Raw genomic sequence first — 24,612 nt, 5'->3', positions numbered from 1 at the left:
ACCTTTAAGTTGGAAAAAAAGACACTCTGACGCTCCTAGTTATTTAATTAAAGCAAGCTTAGGCCAAACATCTAATATTGCTTACCTATATTGATCGTTTTAATATTTTTTTATAATTTTTTTGCAATAACATTCAATAAGCCTTAAATAAAACCAATAACTCTAATCATTAAGGCTCTTCGTGAAGTTTCACGTAAAACTCATATTCTTCAAGGAAGCATAGCAATACGCTTTAAACTTTCTGCATTCGGTTCTGCCAACAGTTTTTTTACAAATGCCCAAGATACAGGTTTACTGAACAAGTAACCTTGTACGGCATCACAACCAGCGTCCAACAGATATAAATATTGCTGTGGAGTTTCAACGCCTTCAGCAACAGTATCCAGCTGATAAGAGTCCGCCATTGACAGAATAGCCTGAATAAGCATTTCTGAAGGTTTATTTTGAGTACCTAAAGGATCAATAAAAGACTTATCAATTTTTAAAGTATTTACTGGATAATTTACAAGCTGGTTAAATGAAATGTAACCAGTACCAAAGTCATCTAATGAAAGTTTAACACCTAAAGCACGCACACTTTTCAACATATCTATGCTGGTCTGGTCTGTTTTTACTAAGCTGGTTTCCGTTAACTCAAGTTTAATCCATTTTGGTGGCACTTCGTATTTATCTAAAAGTTGTTTAAGGTTTTCACTGAAAAAAGGATTCTTCAATTCTTCAGAGGAAATATTGATACAAAAAACCGTAGGATTAGTATTTAAAAAATAAAAGTCTTCTTTTATCTTTTTAAATACATTCTCAATCACCCATAAATCGAGTGATTGAATTAAGTTATATTCTTCCGAAATCGGGATAAACACATCTGGACCAATGCCTTTCATATTATTTGAGCTGGCACGAATTAGCACTTCGAAGGCAATCATTTCTAATGATTTCGTCTCATAAATAGGCATGTAATTGAGGTAGAAATCACCTTCAATTATGGCCTCTTTGACAAACTCAGAAATACGCTTTTTAAAATAAATATTATCAGAGATAGACTGATCAAACTCTTGGAAAGAATCTAATTTGTTATTTTTTACGTGGTACATAGCTGCATCAGCACGCCCTAACAAAATATCAAAACTGTTATTAGTCTGCTGTATTTTTGCTATACCTAAGCTAACTGATATAGAAAGACGATAAGAAGAAACAGAAATAGGGTTTTTTAGCTCTGATGTAATAGATCGAGCTAAAGCATACATGTCTTCTTGACTGATATTTCGGAGCAAAATAATGAATTCATCACCGGAAAACCGGGACAAATAATAGGAACCTTTAAAGGGCTTTAGCTTATTTTCAATAAACCGGCTCAGATAAATAAGTAGCTCATCACCGATAACATGACCGTAGGTATCATTAATTTTTTTAAACTCATTAATGTCCATGTAAAACATACAAACTTCATTTTTGAAGGGAATTTTATGAATAGCCCTTTGAATTCCTCGCCTGTTATATAGTCCAGTAAGTACATCTGTATTTGAAATTTTCTTCAAGCGATTATGTTGCTTTAACAACAATAGAGCGCCGACAGCCATCCAAATTGAAAAAATAAGTTTAAATAGACCATTTTCTGAAATGATCTCTCCCTTCAATATCAGCTTTTTTATACTAATATTGTAGACTCCAGGTATTGGCATACTATGAGATAAAATTTCTAGTCGAGAAACATTAGAAAAATCAATTTGGCTATCTTTAAAATCAACCTTGTACTGCTCGATCCACCAGTTTTCCACCTGAAAAGCGTCCAATGGAACGGTTGTAGTGCCCTGATAATTGGAAGGATTAAAAGAGATTGTATTAAACTTTAAAGAGGCTAAATCATCATCATTAACATAGTTAGGATGGTAGTTCCTAAAACTGACCTTAATTTTAGGATCGTTAAGTGGGGTGTTATAAGCAATATCGATATCTAACCTATTGTAGCGGCCAACATCTATTCCTGATTCAATTGAACCATTGCTAAAATCAATTCCAACACCGCATAAATTAAAAGATTTAACCTCTTTTAATACACAGTGCATATTTATTTCGTTTTGCTTTTGAATCAGTGTCCCTGTTGTCTCACCAGCGCTAACAGGCAAAACTGAATAATTATGAGAATCATCGTAAGGAATGGATAGCGAGGTATCAAGATAATTAAACCGATGCAAAAAAATAGCTGTAACAGTAAATACTACTAAAAAGAAAAAAGACTTAACACTAGTCTTAAACAACATACTCAATCCCTGTGACAATATTCTGATAGCTCTTATTTTTCATTGTATTATAAAAACAAGAGCTATGTATGAAAAATATCCAGACAGAATTAAGGAACATTACAGCACTGATACAACAATAAAAAAGCCCCTAGAAGTTAGCGTTAACTAACCATCTAGAGGCTTATTTTATATGGTGGGCCTGCCCCGACTTGAACGGGGGACCTGCCGATTATGAGTCGGATGCTCTAACCAACTGAGCTACAGGCCCTAAAAACGATTCGCATTATAGCGACATGATAACACTATGCCAAGATAGCGATGGCATTTTTGTCAGTTAATTCAATGTAATGGACGAAAAAACATCAATTATCCTGATTCTCTTACTATTTTAATCCTTGGCTACGACGATTTATGGCGCCAGGAGCTACCCCCATTACCTTTTTAAAGGTTCGACGAAAAGCTGCTTCGCTCTGATAACCCAACTCATTACTAATAATAGCGAGATTTTTATCACCACTTTTAATACGTTGTGCCGCAAGACGCATTCGCCATGATGTTAAATACGACATAGGTGTCATACCCATTGTTTTTTTGAACAAACCACTAAATGCAGATCGAGACATGCCTGCTTTTTCAGCTAGACTGGCCACTTGCCAATTTTCACTGGGGTGCTCATGTATTACTACGATGGCTCGAGCTAATTTGTTATCACTTAATCCTGCAAACAACCCCAATTGTATTTTTTGTGTTTGTAAAAAAAGTCTTAACATTTGCACCAAATAGGCTTCGGCTAATCTCTCAACCACTACTTGCGACCCACAGCGAGGCTGTAGACTTTCCATTAACAATAAGGAATTCAAAGGCTGTAATTGTTGTGCTATTTCATCACCGTTTTCTACTTTCACCCACTGCCACTCTAGGTCAAGCAACGGGTTGAGTGCTTTGGTACCAAAATCAAACTCGCATATTAATAGCTCTGCGCTACAATTATTTGGACGAACAACCTTGTTTTCCAGCCATAGTGCTTCACTTATAGAATCAGCATTTTTTAGAGTACTTTTCGATACAACATCAATATCATGCCCTGAAGCCAACCAAACACCATCGCCATCTTTCAAATCAACCCGATTATTACCATGCACAGTAAAGGTAAATTCGCCTTGAATCACATACAACCAATAACTCGAATCTGAAGACAAAATTAAAGACGTCTGTTTTTCGGAAAAAAAACGCCCCATCACGGATGTAGCCTTAGGTCTAAATGCACTTAATACAGAAGAAAGTCTATCCACTTTATTATCGCCTACTTATTTGTCAAAAAAATTGCTTTAAACCTGCTATCTAAGAAACTATCCTCAGAACTTAAAATACGATCTGCAACATATTTAATATTATTAAACACTTATCGTATCAAACAACAGAGTAATATGCCCTTATAGAAAATAACTAAGTCAATGAGGAAATGAACATGGTTGTATTAAAACCTAGAGTTAGCACACCAGAATTAACACTAAGCACACTTAACGGCACTTGGTCTTTAGCAGAACAAACACCTGAGAATTTCACCATGATCGTTGTTTATCGTGGTCTACATTGTCCAGTTTGCAAAAACTATTTGAAAGAACTAAGCCGACTAGCTGACGACTTCGCGGGAAAAGGCGTAAGTATTCTGGCTCTTAGTAGTGATACTCAAGAACGTGCTCAATTGGCCTCTACAGAATGGGAAATTGAAAACCTAACTATGGGTTACGGGTTAAGCGTAGAACAATCTCAAGCTTGGGGGTTACATCGTAGTGCAGGAAAAGGTTTAACAAGCATTGGCATTGAAGAGCCAGCAGAATTCACTGAACCAGGATTATTCTTAGTCCGTCCAGATGGTACTTTATACTGGAGTAACATTAGCACTATGCCGTTCGCCCGCCCACACTTCAAAGAAGTCCTTGGTGCTGTCGAATTCGCAATAACTAAAAACTACCCAGCACGTGGCGAATTAGTTTAATACTCAGATCAAGTTCTGTACTAAGACAAAAAGTAATTTCACTAAAAAGTAGAGTGTATTTAGACTCTACTTTTTAGTATCTATTCCAATACTTTTAAATAGGCACCATCCAAAGCACAGCCAACCAAGACAATCCCATGAGCAAAGAGAATATAACTCCCCAACGGGGTGTTTTAACTTTTGAAACGGGAGGTACCTGAGATAGTTTTCGACCATGAACCATAGCCCCAATTAAACGTTCTTTCAGACAAAGCTCATGATAGAGCACAGCTAAGACATGTATCGTCACAAGACCAAGTAACCAATTAGGTAAAAAGTGATGAATAGATGCTAGTTGTGAAGCCAAGTCTTCAGAAATCAAAGAATAGAAGGGTCCAAACCAAAAAACCTCATCACTGGTGAAAAGCCCACTCCCCCATTGAACACTTAATGTCAGCAGCAAGGCGACCACCATTAATGCGCCTAATGGATTATGTCCCAAGTACTTTTTAGGTTGACCAGATAAAAATGATTTGGCGTAATTTAATACAACTCTTGGACTTTTAACAAACTGGCTAAAAAGCGCATAACGTGAACCATAGAAACCATATAGTACTCGGGCAACAATGACAGAGGATAAGCCATATCCCATATAGAAGTGGTATTGGATATAATCTTCATCTGATTTACCTGTCAGAATCAACCCTGTGAAAAGAAGCACCATTAACCAATGACTAATACGCACAGGCCAATCCCATACCAATGTTGACTTCATATTAGCCCCCTCATAAACCATCATTAATCTATCCACACTTACTTGCCAAAGAGTGACATTAAACACTATGCTGTGAAAAGTATTATTCACTTTATCTACATAGAAGAGTCAGTCAATCAATGCCTTTCTACCAAACTGCATAATAAACAAAGAGTGAGACAAATATGGTTGTCATGTTATTCCTAATCACATTGTTTAGTGCAATATTGATCTCTTATTTACTATTATCTAATGGTCGCTTTTTCAGCCGATTCCATAGATCAATTAACCTCCCGATTGACATTGTTGCTGAAGACTTAGGAGATTTAACGAATTGGTCCGGCTGGTTACCTTGGTTAATTTATGACAAAGATGCAGACGTAACCTACGAATACCTTAATTCTGGCGTATTGTCCGTTGTTCCTTCCTGTTTAATTTGGCGTGGCCCCTTGGTTAAGGAAGGCTATATAACCCTAGAACCGGCTAGATCGAGTGCTCTGTATTTTCATACATCATTAGAAGCACCAGCTTTTTACCCTGAAGACACCCATTTCAACATTGATTTAACAAAGCAAAAAGAACGTACATTAATCACTATTCAAATATCGGGAAAATTGCCTCTCTTCAAACGCTGGATGCAAACAGATTACACAATCAGAGCAAGCAAAGACGCTGAATTGGCTCTGTTAAAGCTCTTGGCACATTTAGATAAACACCAACCAACTAACGACAGCGAAGACGATACTCCCGCTTTTGAATGGCTTGATCAGACACGTTTAGGCAACATTGATGCAGTAACACGAGCTTTTGTTGTCAGCAATCAACCTATGTCACAAAAAATGGACCAAGGCTTTCATGACTTAGTCACTGAGTTGGGGCCAGAAAATCCACCAGCAGGCCCTAGTTTTGCGCTCTATAAAAAAGTAGACCTTGCTCACCATTACTTTTCTGGCCGCCTAGGCGTTCCAGTACAAAATGTTGTTCCCTGCGTACTTTGTCCTGAAAGAATTGTATTGCATGGTAAATACCTTCATTTGCGTTATTTCGGCTGCTATCAGAATTTATCTTTGGCTTGGCATGTGCTCTATAATTTTATGAGACTTAAAGGTTTAAAAGTAAACCGTCACCGATATGGTGTGGAGGTATTTGAGGTTGGCCCAACACAAACAGACAGCTCAAAAAATTACGTCACCCTTGTGCATTTACCAATTAAATAGATGCTCTGCAGCTCTGTTTCTTACAACTACATTTAGATAAATATGAGTCTTTCGTTATGACAACCACGCTCTATCATGATCATTTAACACTTCTAACCAACCGTTATGAAAAGGCCATGGAACATTTTGCTATCGACGTTATCGTATTGGCGTCAGGAGAAAAGAGTTACTACTTCCAAGATGACCATACACACCCATTCCATGCTTACTCTGGTGCACAACAATGGCTTCCATTTTCTCTAGGAGCAGAAACCTACATTATTCTAAAAGCGGGAGAGAAACCGACTTTAATTTGGCCTATTCGTGATGATTTTTGGCACGCGCCTAACTTGATTCCTGAAGGAGAATGGCAGCCATATTGGACCATCATTCCTGCTAGAAAAAACGATAAATGGTTTACTAATTTACCCGAAAGTACCGCTTGGCTTGGCCCAAACCCCATGTCTTTTGTAACACCTTACGATGATTTAAAAGCTTATGTCGATTTTGAAAAAGCGGTAAAAACGCCCTTTGAAATTCAAGCTATGCGCAACGCCAATATTCGAGGTGCGAAAGGTCACTGTGCCGCAAAGGTAGCCTTTTTAGCAGGTATGAGCGAGCTCGACATTCACCTGGCGTTTTTACAAGCTAGTCAGCAAACTGCTACTCAAGAACCTTATCCTGGCATTGTTGGTTTAGACGAACACGCTGCTATATTACATTACGAGCATAAAAGCATCGCACACAATACAACTTCTCGAACACTTCTTATTGATGCTGGCGCAAACGAACATGGCTACGCCAGCGATATCACCCGTACTTTTGTTCGTCATGATGATGACTTCAGTGCTTTACTTAATGATATGGATAAGATGGAACAAAAACTTTGTCAAAGTGCCACATCAGGAGTTGCCTTTAGAGACTTGCATCAAGAAGCGCTCAGAGGTATTGCCACTTTATTATATGAACATAAGATTTGCTCATTAAGCATTGAGGAACAGCTAGCCAAAAACATCCCACAAGTATTTTTCCCTCACGGATTAGGTCATTTACTTGGTTTACAAGTACACGATGTGGGCGGCCACCAAATCGATCAAGTAGGTACATTAAGCTTACCTGATGATACAGCCCCCTTCTTACGCTTAACTCGTACCTTAGAAGAAAACATGGTGATCACCATAGAACCTGGCTTGTACTTCATTCCAATGCTAATAGAAAAGATGAAAGCAGAAAGTTCCAATCATGGTTGTGATTTATCTAAGATAGAACACTTCATACCTTATGGTGGAATTCGTATTGAAGACAATGTGGTTGTAAAAAGTCATCAACCAGAAAATCTCACTCGAATCGCTTTCGACGTATAGAAAATCATTAAGAATAATTAGAGAACACCAATTAAACCCAAAATATAAATGCTGTAGATTCATATATATTTTGGGGTTCTTCTCTGAATTCCCTCAACTTCCTTCTATTTTAAGTTGATATAAAATGCACCACAAAAAAGCAAAAACACCTAAAACAAAGAAGAAATGCTTCATTCGTGTTCAATTTCACTAAAATAAAACATGAAACTAACGTTTCTTGACAAAAACCGACAAAAATTTGCTCAATAAAACACTGTTTTTTACATCTCAAGCAGTCGAATTATAGTGTTTTTTCATACTCTTCTAGAGGATCAAACCAAAATATTTATATGACAATATAGTGGTCAGAAAATTGCTTTTTTGAACTCACCTTTTAGGTGACCGCAACGAGGCGGACACTGAATGCAATGGAGCAGATATAAATATGAGTTCTAAAAGCAGTATGAGTTTGAAAAGCAGTCAGATGTTTCTCTCTCAAAAAGAACGTCGTTGGCTACCTTGGTTCGGCAATACAGGTCGGATATCACTTTTTTGGTCGTGTTATTTGAACCAAGAAATGTATCAAAATGTTGAAAAAACCTTTGAAGGGATCGCGAATACACGAGTTAAGTTACTCAACACTTGGGTAAATAATCAATGGTCCCAGTTAGAAGTATTGTTAGACATGGTTGGAAATACATTTCCTAATATAAAGTTAAATACGCTTGAAGAAAGGAAAAACATCGTACCTGATGTATCTGAATATTTTGTCATTGATATTCAGGGAAAAGTCATCAATTCCACAGCAAAAGAACGTATCAACAAAACAGATTTAGAAGCCAAAGCCGTTACGGCAGGGTTAAGTAACCATTTCCTTCATGGCCCTTATATTGATCAAAATACAGTTAGCATAGGTAATTCAAGCTCGAAATTCCATGATGCTGTGACACTCATGTTTTACCTTCCAATAAAACAAAATGGCATCAGTGTTGGTGCCGTTTGTGCACGTGTTCCTAATGATGTTTTAGGCGATTTAATCCAACGGGAAGCTGGCCATATTTATAAAGAGTCAGGCGACAATTATTTATTTATGGTCAAGTCAGAACACGACCAAAACATTTTACCCGGTACTGCCTTATCTCGATCTCGCTTTGAAGATAATACCTTCAGCCATGGCGAAAATCTAAAAGGAGGTATTAAGACAAATTGGGGAACTGTAAAAGTAAGGCATCACACAGAATTTGAAATCCGTTTCACTGATCCCGCAACTAAAGAACTTCACCCTGGTGTGCGAGAAACCATTAAAAATGGTCAAAATCTATTTGTTACCTATCCAGGCTATTCTGATTACCGGCATATTCCAGTTATTGGAAAAGGGGTAACTTTCCAATTAAAAGGTAGTCCAGATACTTGGGGTATGATGTGCGAAGGAGACTTAGAAGAAGTTTATCGTCGTCGCTCTATCAATCAAAAGCTAATCAAAAGTTACCTTCTAGCATCCAGTCTTCCTTTAATCGTGAGCACGACCTTACAAGCATACACCAATCTATCAGTTGGGATGATTAGCTCTGCCGCTTTTGCCAGTCTTGTGCTGGCTGGATTCTTTTTCAATAAGTTAAGCACTCGAAAAATAAGCCGCAACATGAGTCAGATGACTGAGGTTATTCAGACAATTGCCGAAGGTGAAGGAAACTTAAGACAACGTCTTAATGAGAACTTAGAGCATGATGAAACTGGTGACATGGGTAGATGGATGAACAGTTTCATCGATAACCTTGATAGCACAATGGGACAAGTCATTTCAGCAAGTACGAATGTAAAACAATCAAACGACTTTATGGTTCGAACTAACGAAGAAGCAAGACAAGCATCTCATTATCTTGAATCTTCTGTGGAAAGCATGCTCAAAGTATTTCAACAGCAAGTGGAGGAAGTACAAAGCGCTTCTCAAACAGCTAAAAAACTTAAGCAAACGATGGAGCAAGTTGCTGAAGAAACGCAGTCTCGTTTAAAAGAGGCTAAAAGTGGCACGCAAGAAATACGAGACGTGGTAAGAACCACCGCAGACTCAGTGAAATCATTGGATCAAAAAACCAATGAAATAGCAGGAATCATTACAACAATTTCAGATATAACCAATCAAACAAACCTACTTGCTTTAAATGCTGCAATTGAAGCAGCCAGAGCAGGCGAACATGGGCGAGGATTCTCTGTTGTAGCAGACGAAGTTCGCAGCTTGGCATCAAAAACAGCATTAGCAGCAGAAGAGATACAGACTATGCTGGAAGGGATTCAAGAAGAAACACGCAATGCTGTGAGCTTTATGGAAAAAGGGGCAGAAAACGTCGATAGAAACCTACAGGCCAATGAGCAAAGCAATACAGGTGATAAAGCCTTGTATGAGCTCGTTGACTCAATGTTTGAAGCGATTTTATTACTCAATGACAGTAACAGAGAAAATGCTAACACTGTTCAAGAAATGGGGGCCGCTACTGAACAAATGAGACGCTCAATTGCGGCTCTACAAAACCGTTCATCCAGAGTGGGCTTATCTGCATTAAAATTAGACTCGCTTATCGGACAATTTCAAGTCACCGCAAAATCATAAATACGGTGAAGATATTACCCATAAAAAGCTGGAGAGCACTGTCTTTCCAGTTTTTTTCATAACAAAATATTGTGGACATTTAAGAAATCGTTCACTTAATTTGGCACTTTATTCACCAAACCTTGAATCCCCAATGCATACCCCTGTATACCCAAACCAACAATAATACCTGTCGCCGCAGGAGAAATATAAGAATGATGGCGAAAAGACTCACGGGCATGAACATTTGAAATATGCACTTCGATAACAGGAACAGATGTTCCTTTAATCGCATCATGCAATGCGATAGAAGTATGTGTATAGGCACCAGGATTAAACACAACGCCCAGCAATTCACCTTTCTTCATTCGTCTTCCAGCTTCATGAATAAGGTCAATCAATACACCTTCATGATTCGATTGATGAAATTCAATTTCATGGCCTAAAGCCGACGCAGTATCGCGACACATAGCTTCAACATCAAACAATGTCTCATGACCGTATGTTTCTGGCTCACGAGTCCCAAGTAAATTTAAGTTCGGACCGTTTAACACCATGATACTAGACATAATTTTTTCCCCTGTAGGTCTGCACGAAGTAATAAATCCTACCATCAAACCAAAAAACACTCAGTAGAAGGATAATAATTTGAAATATTACAATTAATCTACTTCAAACATTTACACTTATTTATATTTTTTAACATTAAGACTGTTTGAAAATGACTGAACCCTTTTATAAAAAACATCTGAAACATCTTTTCACTAAAAACAAACAAAAAAGCATAAAAAACAATGTAGGATTACCCCTACACTACATACGAATTATACCTTACAAAAATGAGCATTTAGACCAAGGAATTATTATGTTCTTTACAAAAAAAACAGCACATCAAGATAATGAAACACTAAAAGTATCCGAAAATGATGTATTGCTGAACGCAATGAATAATTTTTGCGCCATTATTTATTTCTTGCCTGATGGTACGATTTTAAATGCAAACCCATTATTTCTAGGCACTGTAGGGTATTCTTTAGAGGAACTACAAGGTCAACATCACTCAATGCTTTGTCCTCAAGAAGTTTCTTCAAGTTCAGAATACAAAAATTTCTGGCCTAAGCTTGCTTCGAATCAATGCCAACAAGGTACTTTTTTACGAAAAAGAAAAGATGACGTAGCTCTTTGGCTAGAAGCAACTTACTTTCCAATTGAAGTAGATGGCAAAGTTGTGAAGGTAATGAAAATCGCTTCAGACATTACCAAAACAAAATTACTCTCTGACGATCAAACAGCCATCTATGACGCGATAGACCGCTCAAACGCCATTATTGAATTTAAACCTGATGGCACTGTCATAACAGCCAATAATAACTTCCTTTCAGCTATAGGGTTTCACTCTGTTAAAGAAATTGCAGGTCAGCACCATCGTCAATTTTGTAAGGATGGCTTTTATGAAAATCATCCTCACTTTTGGGAAGAATTAGCGAATGGTGATTTTAAAACGGGTCAATTCGAACGAATAAATAAACATGGTGAAACTATATGGCTAGAAGCCAGCTACAATCCCATCTACGACAATTCAGGTAAAGTAGTAAAAGTTATTAAAGTAGCATCAAATATAACGGATCGTGTGAACGGTCAAATGGCTATTCAACATGCAGCTCAAGTCGCTCACTCCACTTCAATTGAAACAGCTCAAGTATCAGAAAATGGCTCAGACATTTTACGTCAAACAGTAGAAACGTCTAATAAAATTGTCGATGAAATTGGAGTATCAACAGAATTAATAGAACAACTAAATAAACAATCCGAAAACATCGCAAAAATAGTCACAACCATTGGTTCGATTGCAGATCAAACGAATTTATTAGCCTTAAACGCAGCAATAGAAGCAGCCCGCGCTGGAGAACATGGACGAGGTTTTGCTGTTGTTGCTGATGAAGTACGTACTCTTGCTGCTAGAACGAGCACATCAACAGTTGAAATCGAAGAGATGGTTGCCCAGAACAGTAATTTAACACGCCAAGCTAAAACAAGCATGAGTAATGTGAGTGAGCAATCAGCCGAAAACGCTCTACTTATTCAGGAAGCGTCTGGCATCATTGCTGAGATATTAACAGGAGCTGAACACGTTGCCAGCACAGTCAGTCAATTACTTGATACTGACAAAAGATAAAGTAGGTTAATGCCACTATAAAAAAATCCGCTTACCAATGATCTATTACTAGATACCAGTAGCGGATTTTTTGTTTGAATTTCTAATCTAAGCAGTTAAGCAAGCGTTCATAACTGTGATAAAACATACTCAGCAGAACTTACTTTGTATTCACCTGGCTCATCCAACCAAAGCTGTTGAACAATACCATTCGATACAAGCATGGCGTAACGACGACTACGAATTCCCATTTTAGCCGCAGAGATATCTAACTCTAGACCCATGGAGCAAGTAAATTCAGCCAAACCATCCGATGCCATAACTAGATTTTCAGCATTATTTGCCTCACCCCATGCATGCATAACAAAAACATCGTTAACAGAAAGACAAACAATTTCGTCAATGCCTTTTTCTTTCAATGCATCATAATGCACAACAAAACCCGGTAAATGACTCGCACTACAAGTTGGAGTAAACGCGCCAGGAACAGCAAACATAAGTACAGTTTTTCCTGAGAAAAACTCTGTCACATCTACTGTTTCTGGACCTTCTTCTCCCATGACTTGAAACGAACCATGGGGCAGCATATCGCCAATAAAAATCGACATAGACTTTATCTCCAAAGAATTAAGTTGCGCATATATTAACGCAACCTATCTTAGAAACACTATTAAACAATTTTAAATTGGCTAAGAAGATGCTTCTGATGAGAAGCCAAATTTGATAAACCTTCACTGTCTCTTTCACTTTGATCAGAACCTTGCGATGCTTGTTCAGACATTTCAGATATTTCTAGTACATTCTGTCTGATTTCTTGCGCAACAGCCGATTGTTCTTCTGCCGCGGCCGCAATTTGTGTACTCAAGTCACGAATTTCAGCCATACTTGTTTGCAATTCACTTAACGATATACCGACCGCTTGAGCTTCTTCTACACTAGACGTTGCGCTGATACGGCTCTCTTCCATACTGCCAACTGTTTTCGTCACACCTTGCTGTAATTGAACAATTACCTGTTGAATTTCTTCCGTGGAATTATGTGTTCGAGTCGCTAAGGTACGAACTTCATCCGCTACAACAGAGAAACCTCGACCTTGTTCACCAGCACGGGCCGCTTCAATCGCGGCATTCAGTGCCAACAAATTTGTTTGTTCAGCAATTTCTTGAATAACATCCAAAATACGATCGATATTTTTAGAATGCTCATCAAGCTGGTTAACAACCGTAGTTGATTCTTCAATTTTCAATAAGAGATGTTCAATCTTCTCAATATTCGAATCCATTTGAGCACGGTTTTGATTCGTTCTTTCATCAACAGATTGAATTTGATGAAGAATAACTTCCGAACTTTGAGCCACTTGGTTCACCGCTGTGACCATCTCATCCATGGAGGAAGCAACTTCTGTCGTTCTTTCATTCTGAGCACCCATCAGCTTTTTAGAATCACTAGCCAACCGGACATTGTTACCTGCAGAAACGGACACCTCATTTGAGGCTTGATCAATTTCTGACATAACCGACTGCAGCTTAGCCACCAACCCATTCACCCAACCTGACAGTTCACCAAACTCATCCTTGGTCTTCACTGAACTACGTTGTGTAAAGTCACCATCAGATATTTTACCTAGTACCGTCATCACTTCTTTTAATGGTAGACGAATGCTCCGGCTTACCCACAAGGCAACCAAGACAGCGATAACAATAGAAATAACCAACACAATACCTATAATCAGAGTTGATAAAGATGCAGCGTCACTGGCTTCTGTTTTTGCATCTTCACTCATGAGTGCTGTTTCTGATAAGAGTTCTTGCACATGAGAATTCACAACGTTCATACTGTCAGATAAATGCTTCGCGAGTACTTCAGATTCTAATCCTAAACGAACATTTTCATAGTGCTTCGCAATTACGCCATCATCAGATAATACACCCGCCTCTATTTCACTAACCAAATCATTAATATCTTCATTTTTCAAATACGTTTGCTTGTCTTTAATTCCAGAAATAGTTGCAGCCATAGTATCGCGCAACTCCTGCATCTTCTCTAAGCTGCGCAAATCAAAGTAATCATTAACGGAAACTTGTAAGCTTTGCACTTGGCTTTGCATATAAGAAGCTGAGAATTGAATTTCAAAGTCCTCACCATCTTCTTCTAAAATTGCTAAATCTTCAGAGGCAAAAATAATAGCGTCTTTTAAATCCAGTTTTTCAAGGGCAATGATCGCCTGCATATCCAACATTGTTTTGTGATTAGAAAACGCCATGTCGGTATAACTAAAAAAGTTTTCTACTTCAGTATTAATATTTTTCAATGCGTCGTTCATTATATGAAAATCTTCAAGTTGAGAACCTAACACGCCTGAAACCTTAACAAAGTCCTCTTTAGAAGCGATAAAGCTTTCTGACAATGCTTCTAATGAATCAGGGGATTTACTCAACAAGTACCGTAATACAGCACCATTAGCCAAACTAAGATCTTCTTTCAAGGCATGGCTAGTAGAGGTAATACTGGCAACTTTCCCAGTCACAACATTTAATCTATCTTCGATTTTATTAATACCCACAAAACCGGATGCGGCAATCATTAGCAAAAGTATAAATAAAATACTGAACCCAAATAGGATTCTTTGGATAACGGACAATGACATAATCAACCTCTAATTTTTGATCCTTTATAAACCATCAGTACAGTCCTTGTCTGAAAAACACAGCCGCCATAAAAGCTGACCATTTACACAGGAAATAATAATACTTTGTTTACAAAAAATAACACGCCCTAATCTAGGGATATTTGATTTTTTTATATATCGAACATAACAAGCTGACGCTAACATAGATTTATTTCAATCTATCGATCTGGTAGATTGCTCTTCTCTATTTTTATAAATTCGAATTGCGCTTTATGGATTGCCCTCTTTACGAAAAAATTGCTAACCAAATTGAACATCAAGTTCATGAAGGTATTTTCTTACCAGGAGCAAAAATCCCATCGGTTCGTAAATCCAGCAAACAAATGGAAGTTAGTGTCGCAACTGTGCTACAAGCCTATAGTCTTTTAGAAGATCGAGGTGTTATCAGAGCCCGACCACAAAAAGGCTATTTTGTACAAGAGAACCAACCCCAACCATCAGAATCTGCAAAAATCGAGCCGATTCAAAATGATAGTTCAATGCATGCCTTACTGCAGAGATTATTGCATGTGTCTCAAGATGAACGAATCATCCAATTCGGTGCAGCAATCCCCAAAAGCCAATTTCTTCCCATTCGACAATTGCAGCGATCCGTTGGCCGTCTTATGCGCTTAGAGCCTGAAATTTGTGCTTCTTATGAGTTTACCCCCGGCTCTCTCAGTTTGCGCAGGCAAATTGCCATTCGAATGCTGGACAGCAGCTGCCAACTTCAACCCGACGACATTACCATCACCCTAGGCTGTCAGAATGCCTTAATGCTTTCCTTACAAGCTGTAGCAAAAGCTGGGGATACCATCGCCATAGAAAGTCCAGCGTATCATGGCGTATTGCAAGCAATCGAAGTGCTAAATTTAAAAGCCATCGAAATTCCCTGCTCAACAGAAACAGGGCTAGATTTAAACTTGCTCGAAGAAGCAGCTACAAAATGGCAAATCAAAGCTTGCGTTGTAACACCAAATAACCAGAACCCAACAGGAGCGACACTTAGTCATCAAGCAAGACAAACACTGCTTGAACAATCTATTCAGTATAATTTCATATTAATCGAAGATGATGTTTACGGAGAACTAAGTTACGGCGATAAACATGAACGAGCACTAAAAGCAGACGACAAAAACAACACTGTTATTTACTGCAGCTCTTTTTCTAAAAGTATCGCTCCGGGTTTTCGTATTGGCTGGGTAATAGGCGGTCAATTCCAAGCACAAATTGAGCATTATGCCTATGTTCAATCTCTGGCCATTCCAACACTGACACAAACTGCCATTGCGAATTTCTTAGAAAACGGCGCGTACGACCGCCACTTGAGAAAAACACGTCTGTCATACCAGGAAAATCTAGCCCGTTGTCTAGATTTAATCGCCGAACATTTTCCATCTGGTACCAAAACATCCACTCCAAAGGGTGGCTTCTTACTTTGGGTGTCATTACCTGATACAGTGGATGCAATGGTGCTTCATGCGCAAGCACTCGAAAATGGTATTGGCCTACTTCCTGGTCTAGCCTTTAGTTTGACCGCTCAATTTAGCCACCATTTTAGATTGAACTACGCACTGCATTGGGACAATACGACAGATGCTGCACTAAAAAAACTGGGAAAACTCTGCTATCAACAAACGTCACAGATAGAACCCAATAAATAAAATCAGATAAAAATACATACAGGATTTTATATATAGGTACAGGTTATGAATATGTTTCCACATATCTTAAAATTCGTCTGTACAGGCAGAGCAAAAAGCGTACAATTCGCATTCTTTTTTAAACACTCTGCCTCATTGGCCGATAACGTTAATATCTGAAATAGTAGCTGGCTTGTTGCGATGGAATTTGTTGCACATCCGAGAGACCTTCCATTAGAAATCACCCTAATAGAAGATCAGAACTTTCCTCAAATTGATGAAGAAAGAGCTGGGTTTGTCGGTATCACATACTTAACTTCGCATCCTTTTGATAATGGATGTTCGGTAAGAATTACATTGGAAGAAATCGATCCGAACTTTTGTGTTTCTGGCCGTATTGTATCGTGCAGTGAAGAAACAGAGGGTTACGCTATCGCCATTGAATTCCCCACCAAAGAAGAGTGTTATTGTGTTCGAATGATCGAACAACTTTCTCAGATAGAACACTACCGACGTCAAGCAAAAATGGCAGGTCGACGACTTAATTACAACGAAGCCGCCGCCGAATGGATACAAAAGTTCGCCGCTAATTTCCCCGCATTCACTCTATAACATTCACACGATAATAAGACACTATGACAAACACTCTCTCTCAAAGTGATATCGACATTATCACGGCACAGCTTGGACGTAAGCCAAGCGGAATTAATGCTATTGCACACTATTCACCGAATGGCACACCACAAGTACTCGAAATGGAAACCTGGGTCTTTAACCAGCCTTTTCCTACCCTTTACTGGCTTTCCAGCAAAGCCATAGACAAAGCTCTGGCTAAAATAGAAAGTCATGGAGTGGTCAAAGAATTAGAGCAGCGTATCAAAGAAGATGAAGAATTAAGAGAGGCCCATTACGCATCTCATCGTGATTACATAGCAAGACGTTGGGAAGTGATGAGCGATGAACACAAAACCATTATCGAAGAGAAAGGCTTTAAGCCATTATTTGATAAACTTGGGATTGGCGGCATTGCCAATTGGGATCAAGTACGATGTCTACATATGCAATACGCCCATCACCTTGCAGGTAATAATGTGATTGGCCGTATATTAGATGAAGAGTATGACGTCAGAGCAATTGCTGACGCAGAATAATGTAAACCAGCCATTCACATGCTCAGAACTAAAAATACATACTAAAAAAATAAGGGAGCAAGGATTAAACCTTTGCGACCTTATTTTTTTAAAAACGCGCTCATAAGCAATTAAGACACTTTAAGCTGTGCTCTTAGTTCATCTTCCGTTTTCACTTTTGGAAGTATTTGACGAATCTTATTAAATGCAGCTTGAGCTACGACGGCACGCTGTGCATATGTCGTCAATGCTCCCCCCGTCCAACCAGCAAGTTTAAGCATTTCATTTTTAAAGTTGTTTCCGCCTACTCCATGTCCGCCCAAGGCCATCAAAGCATCTTCTATTTCTAAATAACTAGGACGCTCACCACCAAATTTCATGAAATCATCTTGTTGCACTTCGGCAAATTGCTTTGACATTTTTAAAACCTTTTATAGAAACTATCTTATAAAACTTCTCTATAAAGTTAGCCACAATCCTTCTATGGTACAAGTAATAGCATGTAGAAAAACGTAACAGGTCCCAATCAAGAAGAGTTCCAAAATTATCGAAACACAACGGGAGATTAGTTACGGGTCCGCACACGATCTACGGCCTTCTGCCAACCTTGATACAATTTATCCCCTGTCCCCTTTTCCATAGATGGCTCAAAGCTTTTATCTGCTTGCCAAAGGCTCGACACATCCTCTAATGATTTAAACAACCCCACATGCAATCCTGCTAAAAATGCCGCACCCAATGCGGTTGTTTCCGTGACACAAGGACGCTCTACCGTAATCTCAAGCAAGTCACTTAAAAACTGCACCATGACATCGTTAATCACCATGCCACCGTCCACTCTTAGTGAGCTGAACGTGGCACCGTCTTGGGCCATAGCGCCGACCAAATCCCTTGTTTGATAACAAACAGAGCGTAATCCAGCGCTGACGATGTCTTCAACACTTGTGTCTCTGGTTAAACCAATCATCGCGCCACGCGCATCAGGGTCCCAATAAGGCGCACCTAATCCTGTGAATGCAGGAACAAGATAAACTGAATCATCGTTTAACGCTTTTTTGGCAAGACTCTGAGTTTCTTTCGCATCTGAAAATAACTTCAATCCATCACGCAACCATTGAATTGCCGCACCAGCGACAAAAATACTGCCTTCCAACGCGTAAGTCACTTTGCCGTCTAATCGATAACCCACCGTCGTCAGCAACTTATGCTCCGAACGAATTGGCTTATCACCAGTATTCAATATCAAGAAACAACCGGTTCCGTATGTACTCTTTACCATGCCAGGTGTAAAACACGCTTGACCAACTAAAGCTGCCTGTTGATCCCCAGCAACACCATTTACAGGAATTTCTGCTCCTAACCATGACGAATCGATCACACCAAAATCGGCACTACAATCCATTACTTTAGGAAACAGCACATCACCAATGCCTAAAATATCTATCAGCTCACGATCCCATTCTTGAGTATGGATATTGAAGGCCATAGTACGAGCCGCATTGGTGGCATCGGTTTTATATGACTGACCATTGGTTAACCGCCACAATAAGAAGCTATCTACAGTACCAAATGCCAAACGTCCAGCTTGTGCTTTTTCTCGAGCGCCTTCGACATTATCTAATACCCAACGGATCTTGGTCGCAGAAAAATAAGGGTCGATTAGCAAACCCGTTTTTTCCTGAACCTTATCTCCCAAGTTCTGCTCAGTTAAAGACTGGCAGAATTCACTTGTACGTCGATCTTGCCATACAATAGCGTTGTACACAGGCTTACCTGTTTCCGTATCCCAAAGAATGGTTGTTTCACGTTGGTTTGTGATACCTATGGTTGCTATCGCCTGTGCATCTATCCCTGTATCCTTGAGAACAGACTGGCAAACCGATAAAGTCGATGACCAAATATCCTCCGGATCATGTTCTACCCAACCATCATTTGGGAAAATTTGCGGAAACTCTTGTTGAGATTGGCCCACGCGCGTACCTTTTTCATCAAATAAAATAGCTCGTGAACTGGTGGTGCCTTGGTCAATTGCAAGAATATAATGGGTCATAGTGAATTCTCTTTGAAGTCACAACCATTCAAAAAATGAATGATTTATTGTTTTTGTTTTGTTTTTTGAACATAAATATTCAAATACGAATATACACATTAAAAACCAATGCATAGTCATTAAGCAAGTAGTAACCTTTTTAAGGAGAAGAAAACAACATGGGTCAACTTTCCCGCCAAGACAAGATTGTCGCTATAGTAAAAGATCAAGGCTATGTAACTATTGATGAATTAGCCAGCCAGTTTGCTGTCACGCCACAAACCATACGCCGCGATATTAATGAATTAGCAAAAGCAGATAAAATTCGTCGACATCATGGTGGTGCAAGTTACGACTCAAGTACAACCAATGTTGCCTATGCAGCAAGACAAATATTGCAGTTACCAGCGAAAGAACAAATCGCAAAACGCATTGCGTCTGAAATTCCTAATAATGCTTCTTTATTCATCAATATCGGAACAACAACGGAAACTGTGGCTCGTGCTTTACTGAATCATAAAGGTTTACAAGTTATCACCAATAATCTTAATGTTGCGGCTATCTTGAGTGGAAAGGAAGATTTTACCGTTATTATTGCTGGCGGCACCGTACGATCCAGAGATGGAGGAGTCATGGGTGAAGCGACTATTGATTTCATCAATCAATTTCGCGTTGACTTCGGTATTATCGGCATAAGCGGCATTGATCCAAATGACGGTTCATTACTAGATTACGACTATCAAGAAGTTCGAGTAGCACAAAGTATCATCTCAAATTCACGCACTGTTTTTCTTGCAGCAGACAGTGGTAAATTTGGTCGAAATGCCGTAGTTCGTCTAGGTAATATGACTCAAGTTGACCGACTATTTACTGATGCGCAACCACCAAAAGCCATTATAAAGTTAATGAAAGAACATGATGTTCGATTAGAGCTTTGCACACCTAGATAACCTTGGGCATTAAAGTCCAAGGCACCCCAATCTATCTAATTTTCTCTCCCAATTTTATTCTATGACTTAAATTCGATCATAAATTCATCAAATCTTCACAATGTAATCTTGTCATAAACCTCATTGAGGTTTAGTATCGAACATGAATGTTCACTTTCGAACATAATTTTTCGAATTATAATCATGAGGATTAGCATGAATCACTCCCATTTTGATTTATTTGTCGTTGGCGGCGGAATTAACGGTACAGGTATTGCTGCCGATGCAGCTGGCCGTGGACTAAACGTTGGTCTATGCGAAATGGGAGACTTGGCTCATGCGACATCATCATCGAGTAGTAAGCTAATTCATGGTGGTTTACGTTATTTGGAACATTACGAATTCCGTTTGGTAAAAGAAGCACTAAACGAACGTGAAGTTCTGTTGAAAATTGCACCACATCTAGTGACACCAATGCGTTTTCAAATGCCTCATCGACCACACTTACGACCAGCTTGGCTTATTCGTATTGGTTTATTTTTATATGACTACTTAGGTAAACGAGAAACTCTACTAGGTTCAAAAGGCGTCAAATATGGCACAGACAGCCCACTTAAAACCGACATAACACAGGGTTTTGAATATTCAGACTGTTGGGTTGATGACGCTCGTTTAGTTGTTACTAATGCATTAAGCGCTCAAGAAAACGGCACTCAAATTTTTGCTCGCACACGCTGCACCAGTGCAAAACGAGTTAATGGTCAGTGGCTTATTAGCCTAGAAGACCAAATAACAAAAGAAAACCATAGTGTGACGGCAAAGGCTCTCGTAAATGCCGCTGGACCTTGGGTTTCATCTTTTATCGAAACAAAACTAGAACAGAAAGCGCCTTATGGAATTCGTATGATCAAAGGCAGTCACATTGTTGTCCCTAAACTTTACGAACATTCTAACGCCTTTATCATGCAAAATACGGACAAGCGCATCGTCTTTGCTATCCCATACCGTGAAAACTACACCCTTTTAGGCACAACCGATGTTGAATACAAAGGTGATCCAAACGACGTAGTGATCAACGATGAGGAAACCAACTACATACTAAATGTGGCTAATGATCACTTCAAGAAAGCACTTAAACCTGAAGATGTTGTGTGGAGTTATTCTGGTGTTCGCCCACTATTGGAAGATGAATCTTCTGATCCATCAGCTGTGACACGGGATTACACCTTACACCTCGATGATCAAGAAAACCAAGCTCCATTATTGAGCATCTTTGGTGGCAAAATCACCACCTACAGAAAACTCGCACTATCAGCCATGCGTAAGCTTGAACCTTATTTCGAAGATCTTGGTGAAGCTTGGACTCATAGTAAACCACTACCGGGTGGCGATTTGGGAATGTCTTTGGATGCTTTTGCTATCAAACTACAACAAGACTATTCGTTTATTAATGCAAGTCTTGCCCGTCGCTTTGCTCACAGTTACGGCACCTTAACTCACCTTTTGCTAAATAAAGCCAATTCAGAAAGCGATCTAGGACAACATTTTGGCAACAGCTTATATCAAGCTGAAGTAGATTATTTGATTACCCATGAATGGGCTAGAACAGCCGAAGATATTCTATGGCGTAGAACTAAACTCGGACTTGAATTCTCGACTGAACAAGTTGCAGTCCTAGAAAGTTATATTGATAATAAAACAGCATAGACAACATATCTAACTAGGTATTTTTCTTGTTTGAACAAGGCTTTTTAATCTGGCATTCAACGAAGCAAGAACTTTACTAAGTAAATACTATTAGCCTTCCTAAACCATTGTCTAGGAGGGCTTTTTTTGATCTACTAAAAAGACTAAAAAACTACCTTCCACAGGATAAGCACGAATGGACTTTGTATTTTACGATATTGCTCTTTGGGTTTATCTAGCTCTCTTTGCGGCGGCTTTTTTTGCTGGAGTGATTGATGCCATTGCAGGTGGAGGTGGGCTTATTACCGTACCTGTTTTATTAGCTGCAGGACTTTCACCAGCGGAAGCATTAGCAACTAACAAACTGCAAGGCTGTGCTGGCACTGTTTCAGCGTCTTATCATTTTATTAAGAAAGGTCAGGTGAAACTGTCTGATATGTGGTTAGCCATTGCTATGACTGCAGTTGGTGCAGTTTCTGGCACCTTACTAGTATCCTACTTAGACAGTGGACTACTATTAAAAGCAGTGCCGATTATCCTTATTGCTGTGGCTATTTTCTTTTTCTTTTTACCTAAGGTTCAACCTTATATTGCCAGTCGTTTCTCCCTGACCAACCTACAGTTTTCTTTAATTATTGGTACTAGTATTGGTTTTTATGATGGTTTAATTGGTCCAGGAACCGGTGCCTTCTTCTCCACAGCGTATCTTTGTTTTATGGGATTAACCGTTGTCTCAGCAACCGCCCATACCAAGGTGCTCAACGCGACAAGCAATCTAGCGTCTTTGGCTATGTTTGCTTTCAGTGGACACCTTGTTTGGGCATTAGGAATCGTGATGGGATTTGGTCAATGGTTTGGTGCACAAATTGGTTCACGCCTAGTCATTACCAAAGGCGCGAAATTAATTCGCCCTATGGTTATTGTGATGTGTCTGGCTATTTCAATAAAACTACTACTCGACAATTAGAGTAAGTCTTCAGGCTTAGTTAAGGTGTCTTCCGGTGAATATAAATAGCATTCACCGACCAGCCACTTCAATAACTGCTGGACAGGTTCTCGCTGTCTTTGCATTTCAGGACATGCAAACAGATAAACATAACCTTCATCTAAAATAGGTGAAAAAGGCACGACTAATCGCCCATGTTGAATATCATCCATCACCAGAGGCGTTCTGCCTAACGCTACACCTTGGCCAGCAATCGCGGCTTGCACAGCCAAATCACCACGATTAAAACTAATACCACGAGATGGCTTCACACCTTTTGCTTCGGCAAGTTGAAGCCATTTCTCCCATTCTGCATAAGGACTCGAAAAGCGCCACTCCGAGTCATCATTCAATAAAGGCACCTGTGATAACTGATTAGGTTCGCTCAAAGAACGCAATTCTACAAAAGCAGGACTACACACTGGAAAAACTTTATCCTTCATCAAAGGAATAATATGACCTTTAGAACCATGTACATGACTGTGAACAATTGCCACATCAATCCTATCCCGTTGAAAATTCACCTCCCTATCATTAGCCTGAATGCGTAACTGCAAATCAGGATAAGCCTCTTGTAAACTTCCTAACCTAGGAATCAACCATTTGGTTGCGAAGGAAGGCATCACAGAAACAGTCAAAATATTCGAAGTTTCATCTTCTTGCAGCTCAGATATCAATTCATTTATTTCGTGAAAACTATGATTTAGCTGAACAGCCAAACGCGCTCCCGCAACGGTCAACTCTAAACGCCGGTGATAACGAGCAAACAAGGTCAGCCCTAACCTTTCCTCTAACTGACGAATTTGCTGACTTACTGCACCTTGTGTCAAATGCATTTCTTGAGCGGCTTTGGTAAAGCTTAAATGACGGGCGGCAATGGCAAACGTCCCCAATCCAGCCAAAGGAATAGATTTCATAAAAAATTACCATAGGATGATGTGAGCTACTGCAAACAATAATTTTCTATTAAGAGCAGCGAGTAGCAAGATTTATAAAAAAGATCTAAATATCTCATAATTTTATGATTTTAAAGCTTATTCGACGAAAATCGACCATATTATACGAAAAACTACTCGGTTTACGTATAAATCAAAAATCAAAAAGTATTATCTTTCCAGTCTAAACACCATTTGGCATTAGGAAATCTAATTCAAGAAATCAATTTATATCGTTTGTAACCTAAAACCAAGAAGATAAAATGACTTCATCTCTTAGGTTGAACAGCGACCTAATATTTATTGATACAGCCCTATACTGTATTTCTTTTAAGACATGTCCCCACAGTCATG

At 39.1% G+C, this 24,612-nt stretch carries 20 protein-coding genes and 1 tRNA gene; 11 read left to right on the top strand and 10 right to left on the bottom strand.

Annotated features, from left to right (window positions below):
- Positions 1-209 precede the first annotated feature (209 nt).
- From AC0L3Y_RS08200 to AC0L3Y_RS08190, 3 genes are all read right to left on the bottom strand, one after another.
- A complete protein-coding gene (locus AC0L3Y_RS08200) occupies positions 210-2,258 on the bottom strand; it encodes a putative bifunctional diguanylate cyclase/phosphodiesterase (protein WP_473470391.1) in 2,049 nt (682 codons plus the stop codon).
- A 173-nt stretch (positions 2,259-2,431) separates the two neighbouring features.
- Positions 2,432-2,508: transfer RNA gene (locus tag AC0L3Y_RS08195), tRNA-Ile, on the bottom strand.
- A gap of 115 nt (positions 2,509-2,623) precedes the next feature.
- Positions 2,624-3,532, bottom strand: coding sequence for an AraC family transcriptional regulator (locus AC0L3Y_RS08190; protein WP_473470390.1), 909 nt, complete (start codon positions 3,530-3,532; stop codon positions 2,624-2,626).
- A gap of 176 nt (positions 3,533-3,708) precedes the next feature.
- On the opposite strand from AC0L3Y_RS08190, the gene AC0L3Y_RS08185 reads away from it, so the two are divergent.
- Positions 3,709-4,239 (top strand): peroxiredoxin-like family protein, encoded by a 531-nt coding sequence (locus tag AC0L3Y_RS08185; protein ID WP_473470389.1) that lies wholly within the window; start codon positions 3,709-3,711, stop codon positions 4,237-4,239.
- A gap of 94 nt (positions 4,240-4,333) precedes the next feature.
- On the opposite strand, the gene AC0L3Y_RS08180 is transcribed toward AC0L3Y_RS08185, so the two are convergent.
- Positions 4,334-4,993: a cytochrome b/b6 domain-containing protein gene (locus AC0L3Y_RS08180; RefSeq protein ID WP_473470388.1), complete on the bottom strand. Its 660-nt coding sequence runs from the start codon at positions 4,991-4,993 to the stop codon at positions 4,334-4,336.
- Positions 4,994-5,157: 164 nt separating this feature from the next.
- Here AC0L3Y_RS08180 and AC0L3Y_RS08175 point away from each other — a divergent pair, with 164 nt between their 5' ends.
- From AC0L3Y_RS08175 to AC0L3Y_RS08165, 3 genes are all read left to right on the top strand, one after another.
- The gene (locus AC0L3Y_RS08175; RefSeq protein WP_473470387.1) at positions 5,158-6,189 is read left to right on the top strand and encodes an AraC family transcriptional regulator; all 1,032 of its coding nucleotides are present in this window, start codon (positions 5,158-5,160) and stop codon (positions 6,187-6,189) included.
- Positions 6,190-6,245: 56 nt separating this feature from the next.
- Positions 6,246-7,532: a Xaa-Pro dipeptidase gene (gene pepQ / locus AC0L3Y_RS08170; RefSeq protein ID WP_473470386.1), complete on the top strand. Its 1,287-nt coding sequence runs from the start codon at positions 6,246-6,248 to the stop codon at positions 7,530-7,532.
- A 424-nt stretch (positions 7,533-7,956) separates the two neighbouring features.
- A complete protein-coding gene (locus AC0L3Y_RS08165) occupies positions 7,957-10,119 on the top strand; it encodes a methyl-accepting chemotaxis protein (RefSeq protein ID WP_473470385.1) in 2,163 nt (720 codons plus the stop codon).
- A gap of 95 nt (positions 10,120-10,214) precedes the next feature.
- On the opposite strand, the gene aroQ is transcribed toward AC0L3Y_RS08165, so the two are convergent.
- Positions 10,215-10,667: a type II 3-dehydroquinate dehydratase gene (gene aroQ, locus AC0L3Y_RS08160; protein ID WP_473470384.1), complete on the bottom strand. Its 453-nt coding sequence runs from the start codon at positions 10,665-10,667 to the stop codon at positions 10,215-10,217.
- 296 nt (positions 10,668-10,963) lie between these two features.
- Here aroQ and AC0L3Y_RS08155 point away from each other — a divergent pair, with 296 nt between their 5' ends.
- A complete protein-coding gene (locus tag AC0L3Y_RS08155; RefSeq protein WP_473470383.1) occupies positions 10,964-12,274 on the top strand; it encodes a methyl-accepting chemotaxis protein in 1,311 nt (436 codons plus the stop codon).
- Between the two features lie 107 nt (positions 12,275-12,381).
- Here AC0L3Y_RS08155 and AC0L3Y_RS08150 read toward each other — a convergent pair whose 3' ends face one another.
- Positions 12,382-12,861, bottom strand: a complete 480-nt coding sequence (locus AC0L3Y_RS08150; RefSeq protein ID WP_473470381.1) for a redoxin family protein — start codon at positions 12,859-12,861, stop codon at positions 12,382-12,384.
- A 62-nt stretch (positions 12,862-12,923) separates the two neighbouring features.
- The gene (locus tag AC0L3Y_RS08145; protein ID WP_473470380.1) at positions 12,924-14,900 is read right to left on the bottom strand and encodes a methyl-accepting chemotaxis protein; all 1,977 of its coding nucleotides are present in this window, start codon (positions 14,898-14,900) and stop codon (positions 12,924-12,926) included.
- 254 nt (positions 14,901-15,154) lie between these two features.
- On the opposite strand from AC0L3Y_RS08145, the gene AC0L3Y_RS08140 reads away from it, so the two are divergent.
- The 3 genes from AC0L3Y_RS08140 (at position 15,155) to AC0L3Y_RS08130 (ending at position 17,715) form a co-directional block, all read left to right on the top strand.
- Complete coding sequence (locus AC0L3Y_RS08140; RefSeq protein WP_473470378.1) at positions 15,155-16,585, top strand: aminotransferase-like domain-containing protein; 1,431 nt, start codon at positions 15,155-15,157, stop codon at positions 16,583-16,585.
- Between the two features lie 180 nt (positions 16,586-16,765).
- Entirely contained in the window at positions 16,766-17,176 is a 411-nt protein-coding gene (locus AC0L3Y_RS08135) for an energy transducer TonB (RefSeq protein WP_473470377.1), read from the top strand.
- A 23-nt stretch (positions 17,177-17,199) separates the two neighbouring features.
- Positions 17,200-17,715, top strand: a complete 516-nt coding sequence (locus tag AC0L3Y_RS08130; protein WP_473470376.1) for a DUF501 domain-containing protein — start codon at positions 17,200-17,202, stop codon at positions 17,713-17,715.
- A 110-nt stretch (positions 17,716-17,825) separates the two neighbouring features.
- Here the strand turns inward: AC0L3Y_RS08130 and AC0L3Y_RS08125 are convergent, their stop codons facing one another.
- Positions 17,826-18,113, bottom strand: a complete 288-nt coding sequence (locus AC0L3Y_RS08125) for a hypothetical protein (protein WP_473470375.1) — start codon at positions 18,111-18,113, stop codon at positions 17,826-17,828.
- Positions 18,114-18,259: 146 nt separating this feature from the next.
- A complete protein-coding gene (gene glpK / locus AC0L3Y_RS08120; protein WP_473470374.1) occupies positions 18,260-19,744 on the bottom strand; it encodes a glycerol kinase GlpK in 1,485 nt (494 codons plus the stop codon).
- A 158-nt stretch (positions 19,745-19,902) separates the two neighbouring features.
- On the opposite strand from glpK, the gene AC0L3Y_RS08115 reads away from it, so the two are divergent.
- The 3 genes from AC0L3Y_RS08115 (at position 19,903) to AC0L3Y_RS08105 (ending at position 23,305) form a co-directional block, all read left to right on the top strand.
- Positions 19,903-20,673: a DeoR/GlpR family transcriptional regulator gene (locus AC0L3Y_RS08115; RefSeq protein ID WP_473470373.1), complete on the top strand. Its 771-nt coding sequence runs from the start codon at positions 19,903-19,905 to the stop codon at positions 20,671-20,673.
- Positions 20,674-20,868: 195 nt separating this feature from the next.
- Positions 20,869-22,359 carry a glycerol-3-phosphate dehydrogenase gene (gene glpD, locus AC0L3Y_RS08110; RefSeq protein ID WP_473470371.1) on the top strand — a complete coding sequence of 497 codons (1,491 nt, stop codon included), beginning with the start codon at positions 20,869-20,871 and terminating at the stop codon, positions 22,357-22,359.
- A gap of 175 nt (positions 22,360-22,534) precedes the next feature.
- Complete coding sequence (locus AC0L3Y_RS08105) at positions 22,535-23,305, top strand: TSUP family transporter (RefSeq protein ID WP_473470370.1); 771 nt, start codon at positions 22,535-22,537, stop codon at positions 23,303-23,305.
- Here the strand turns inward: AC0L3Y_RS08105 and AC0L3Y_RS08100 are convergent.
- A complete protein-coding gene (locus tag AC0L3Y_RS08100) occupies positions 23,302-24,240 on the bottom strand; it encodes a LysR substrate-binding domain-containing protein (RefSeq protein WP_473470369.1) in 939 nt (312 codons plus the stop codon). The genes AC0L3Y_RS08105 and AC0L3Y_RS08100 overlap by 4 nt on opposite strands.
- Between the last annotated feature and the right edge of the window lie 372 nt (positions 24,241-24,612).

It is taken from the genome of Marinomonas sp. GJ51-14 (assembly GCF_055808695.1).
The sequence above is the reverse complement of the archived record's forward strand: the minus strand, read 5'-3'. Positions and strand labels throughout refer to the sequence as shown.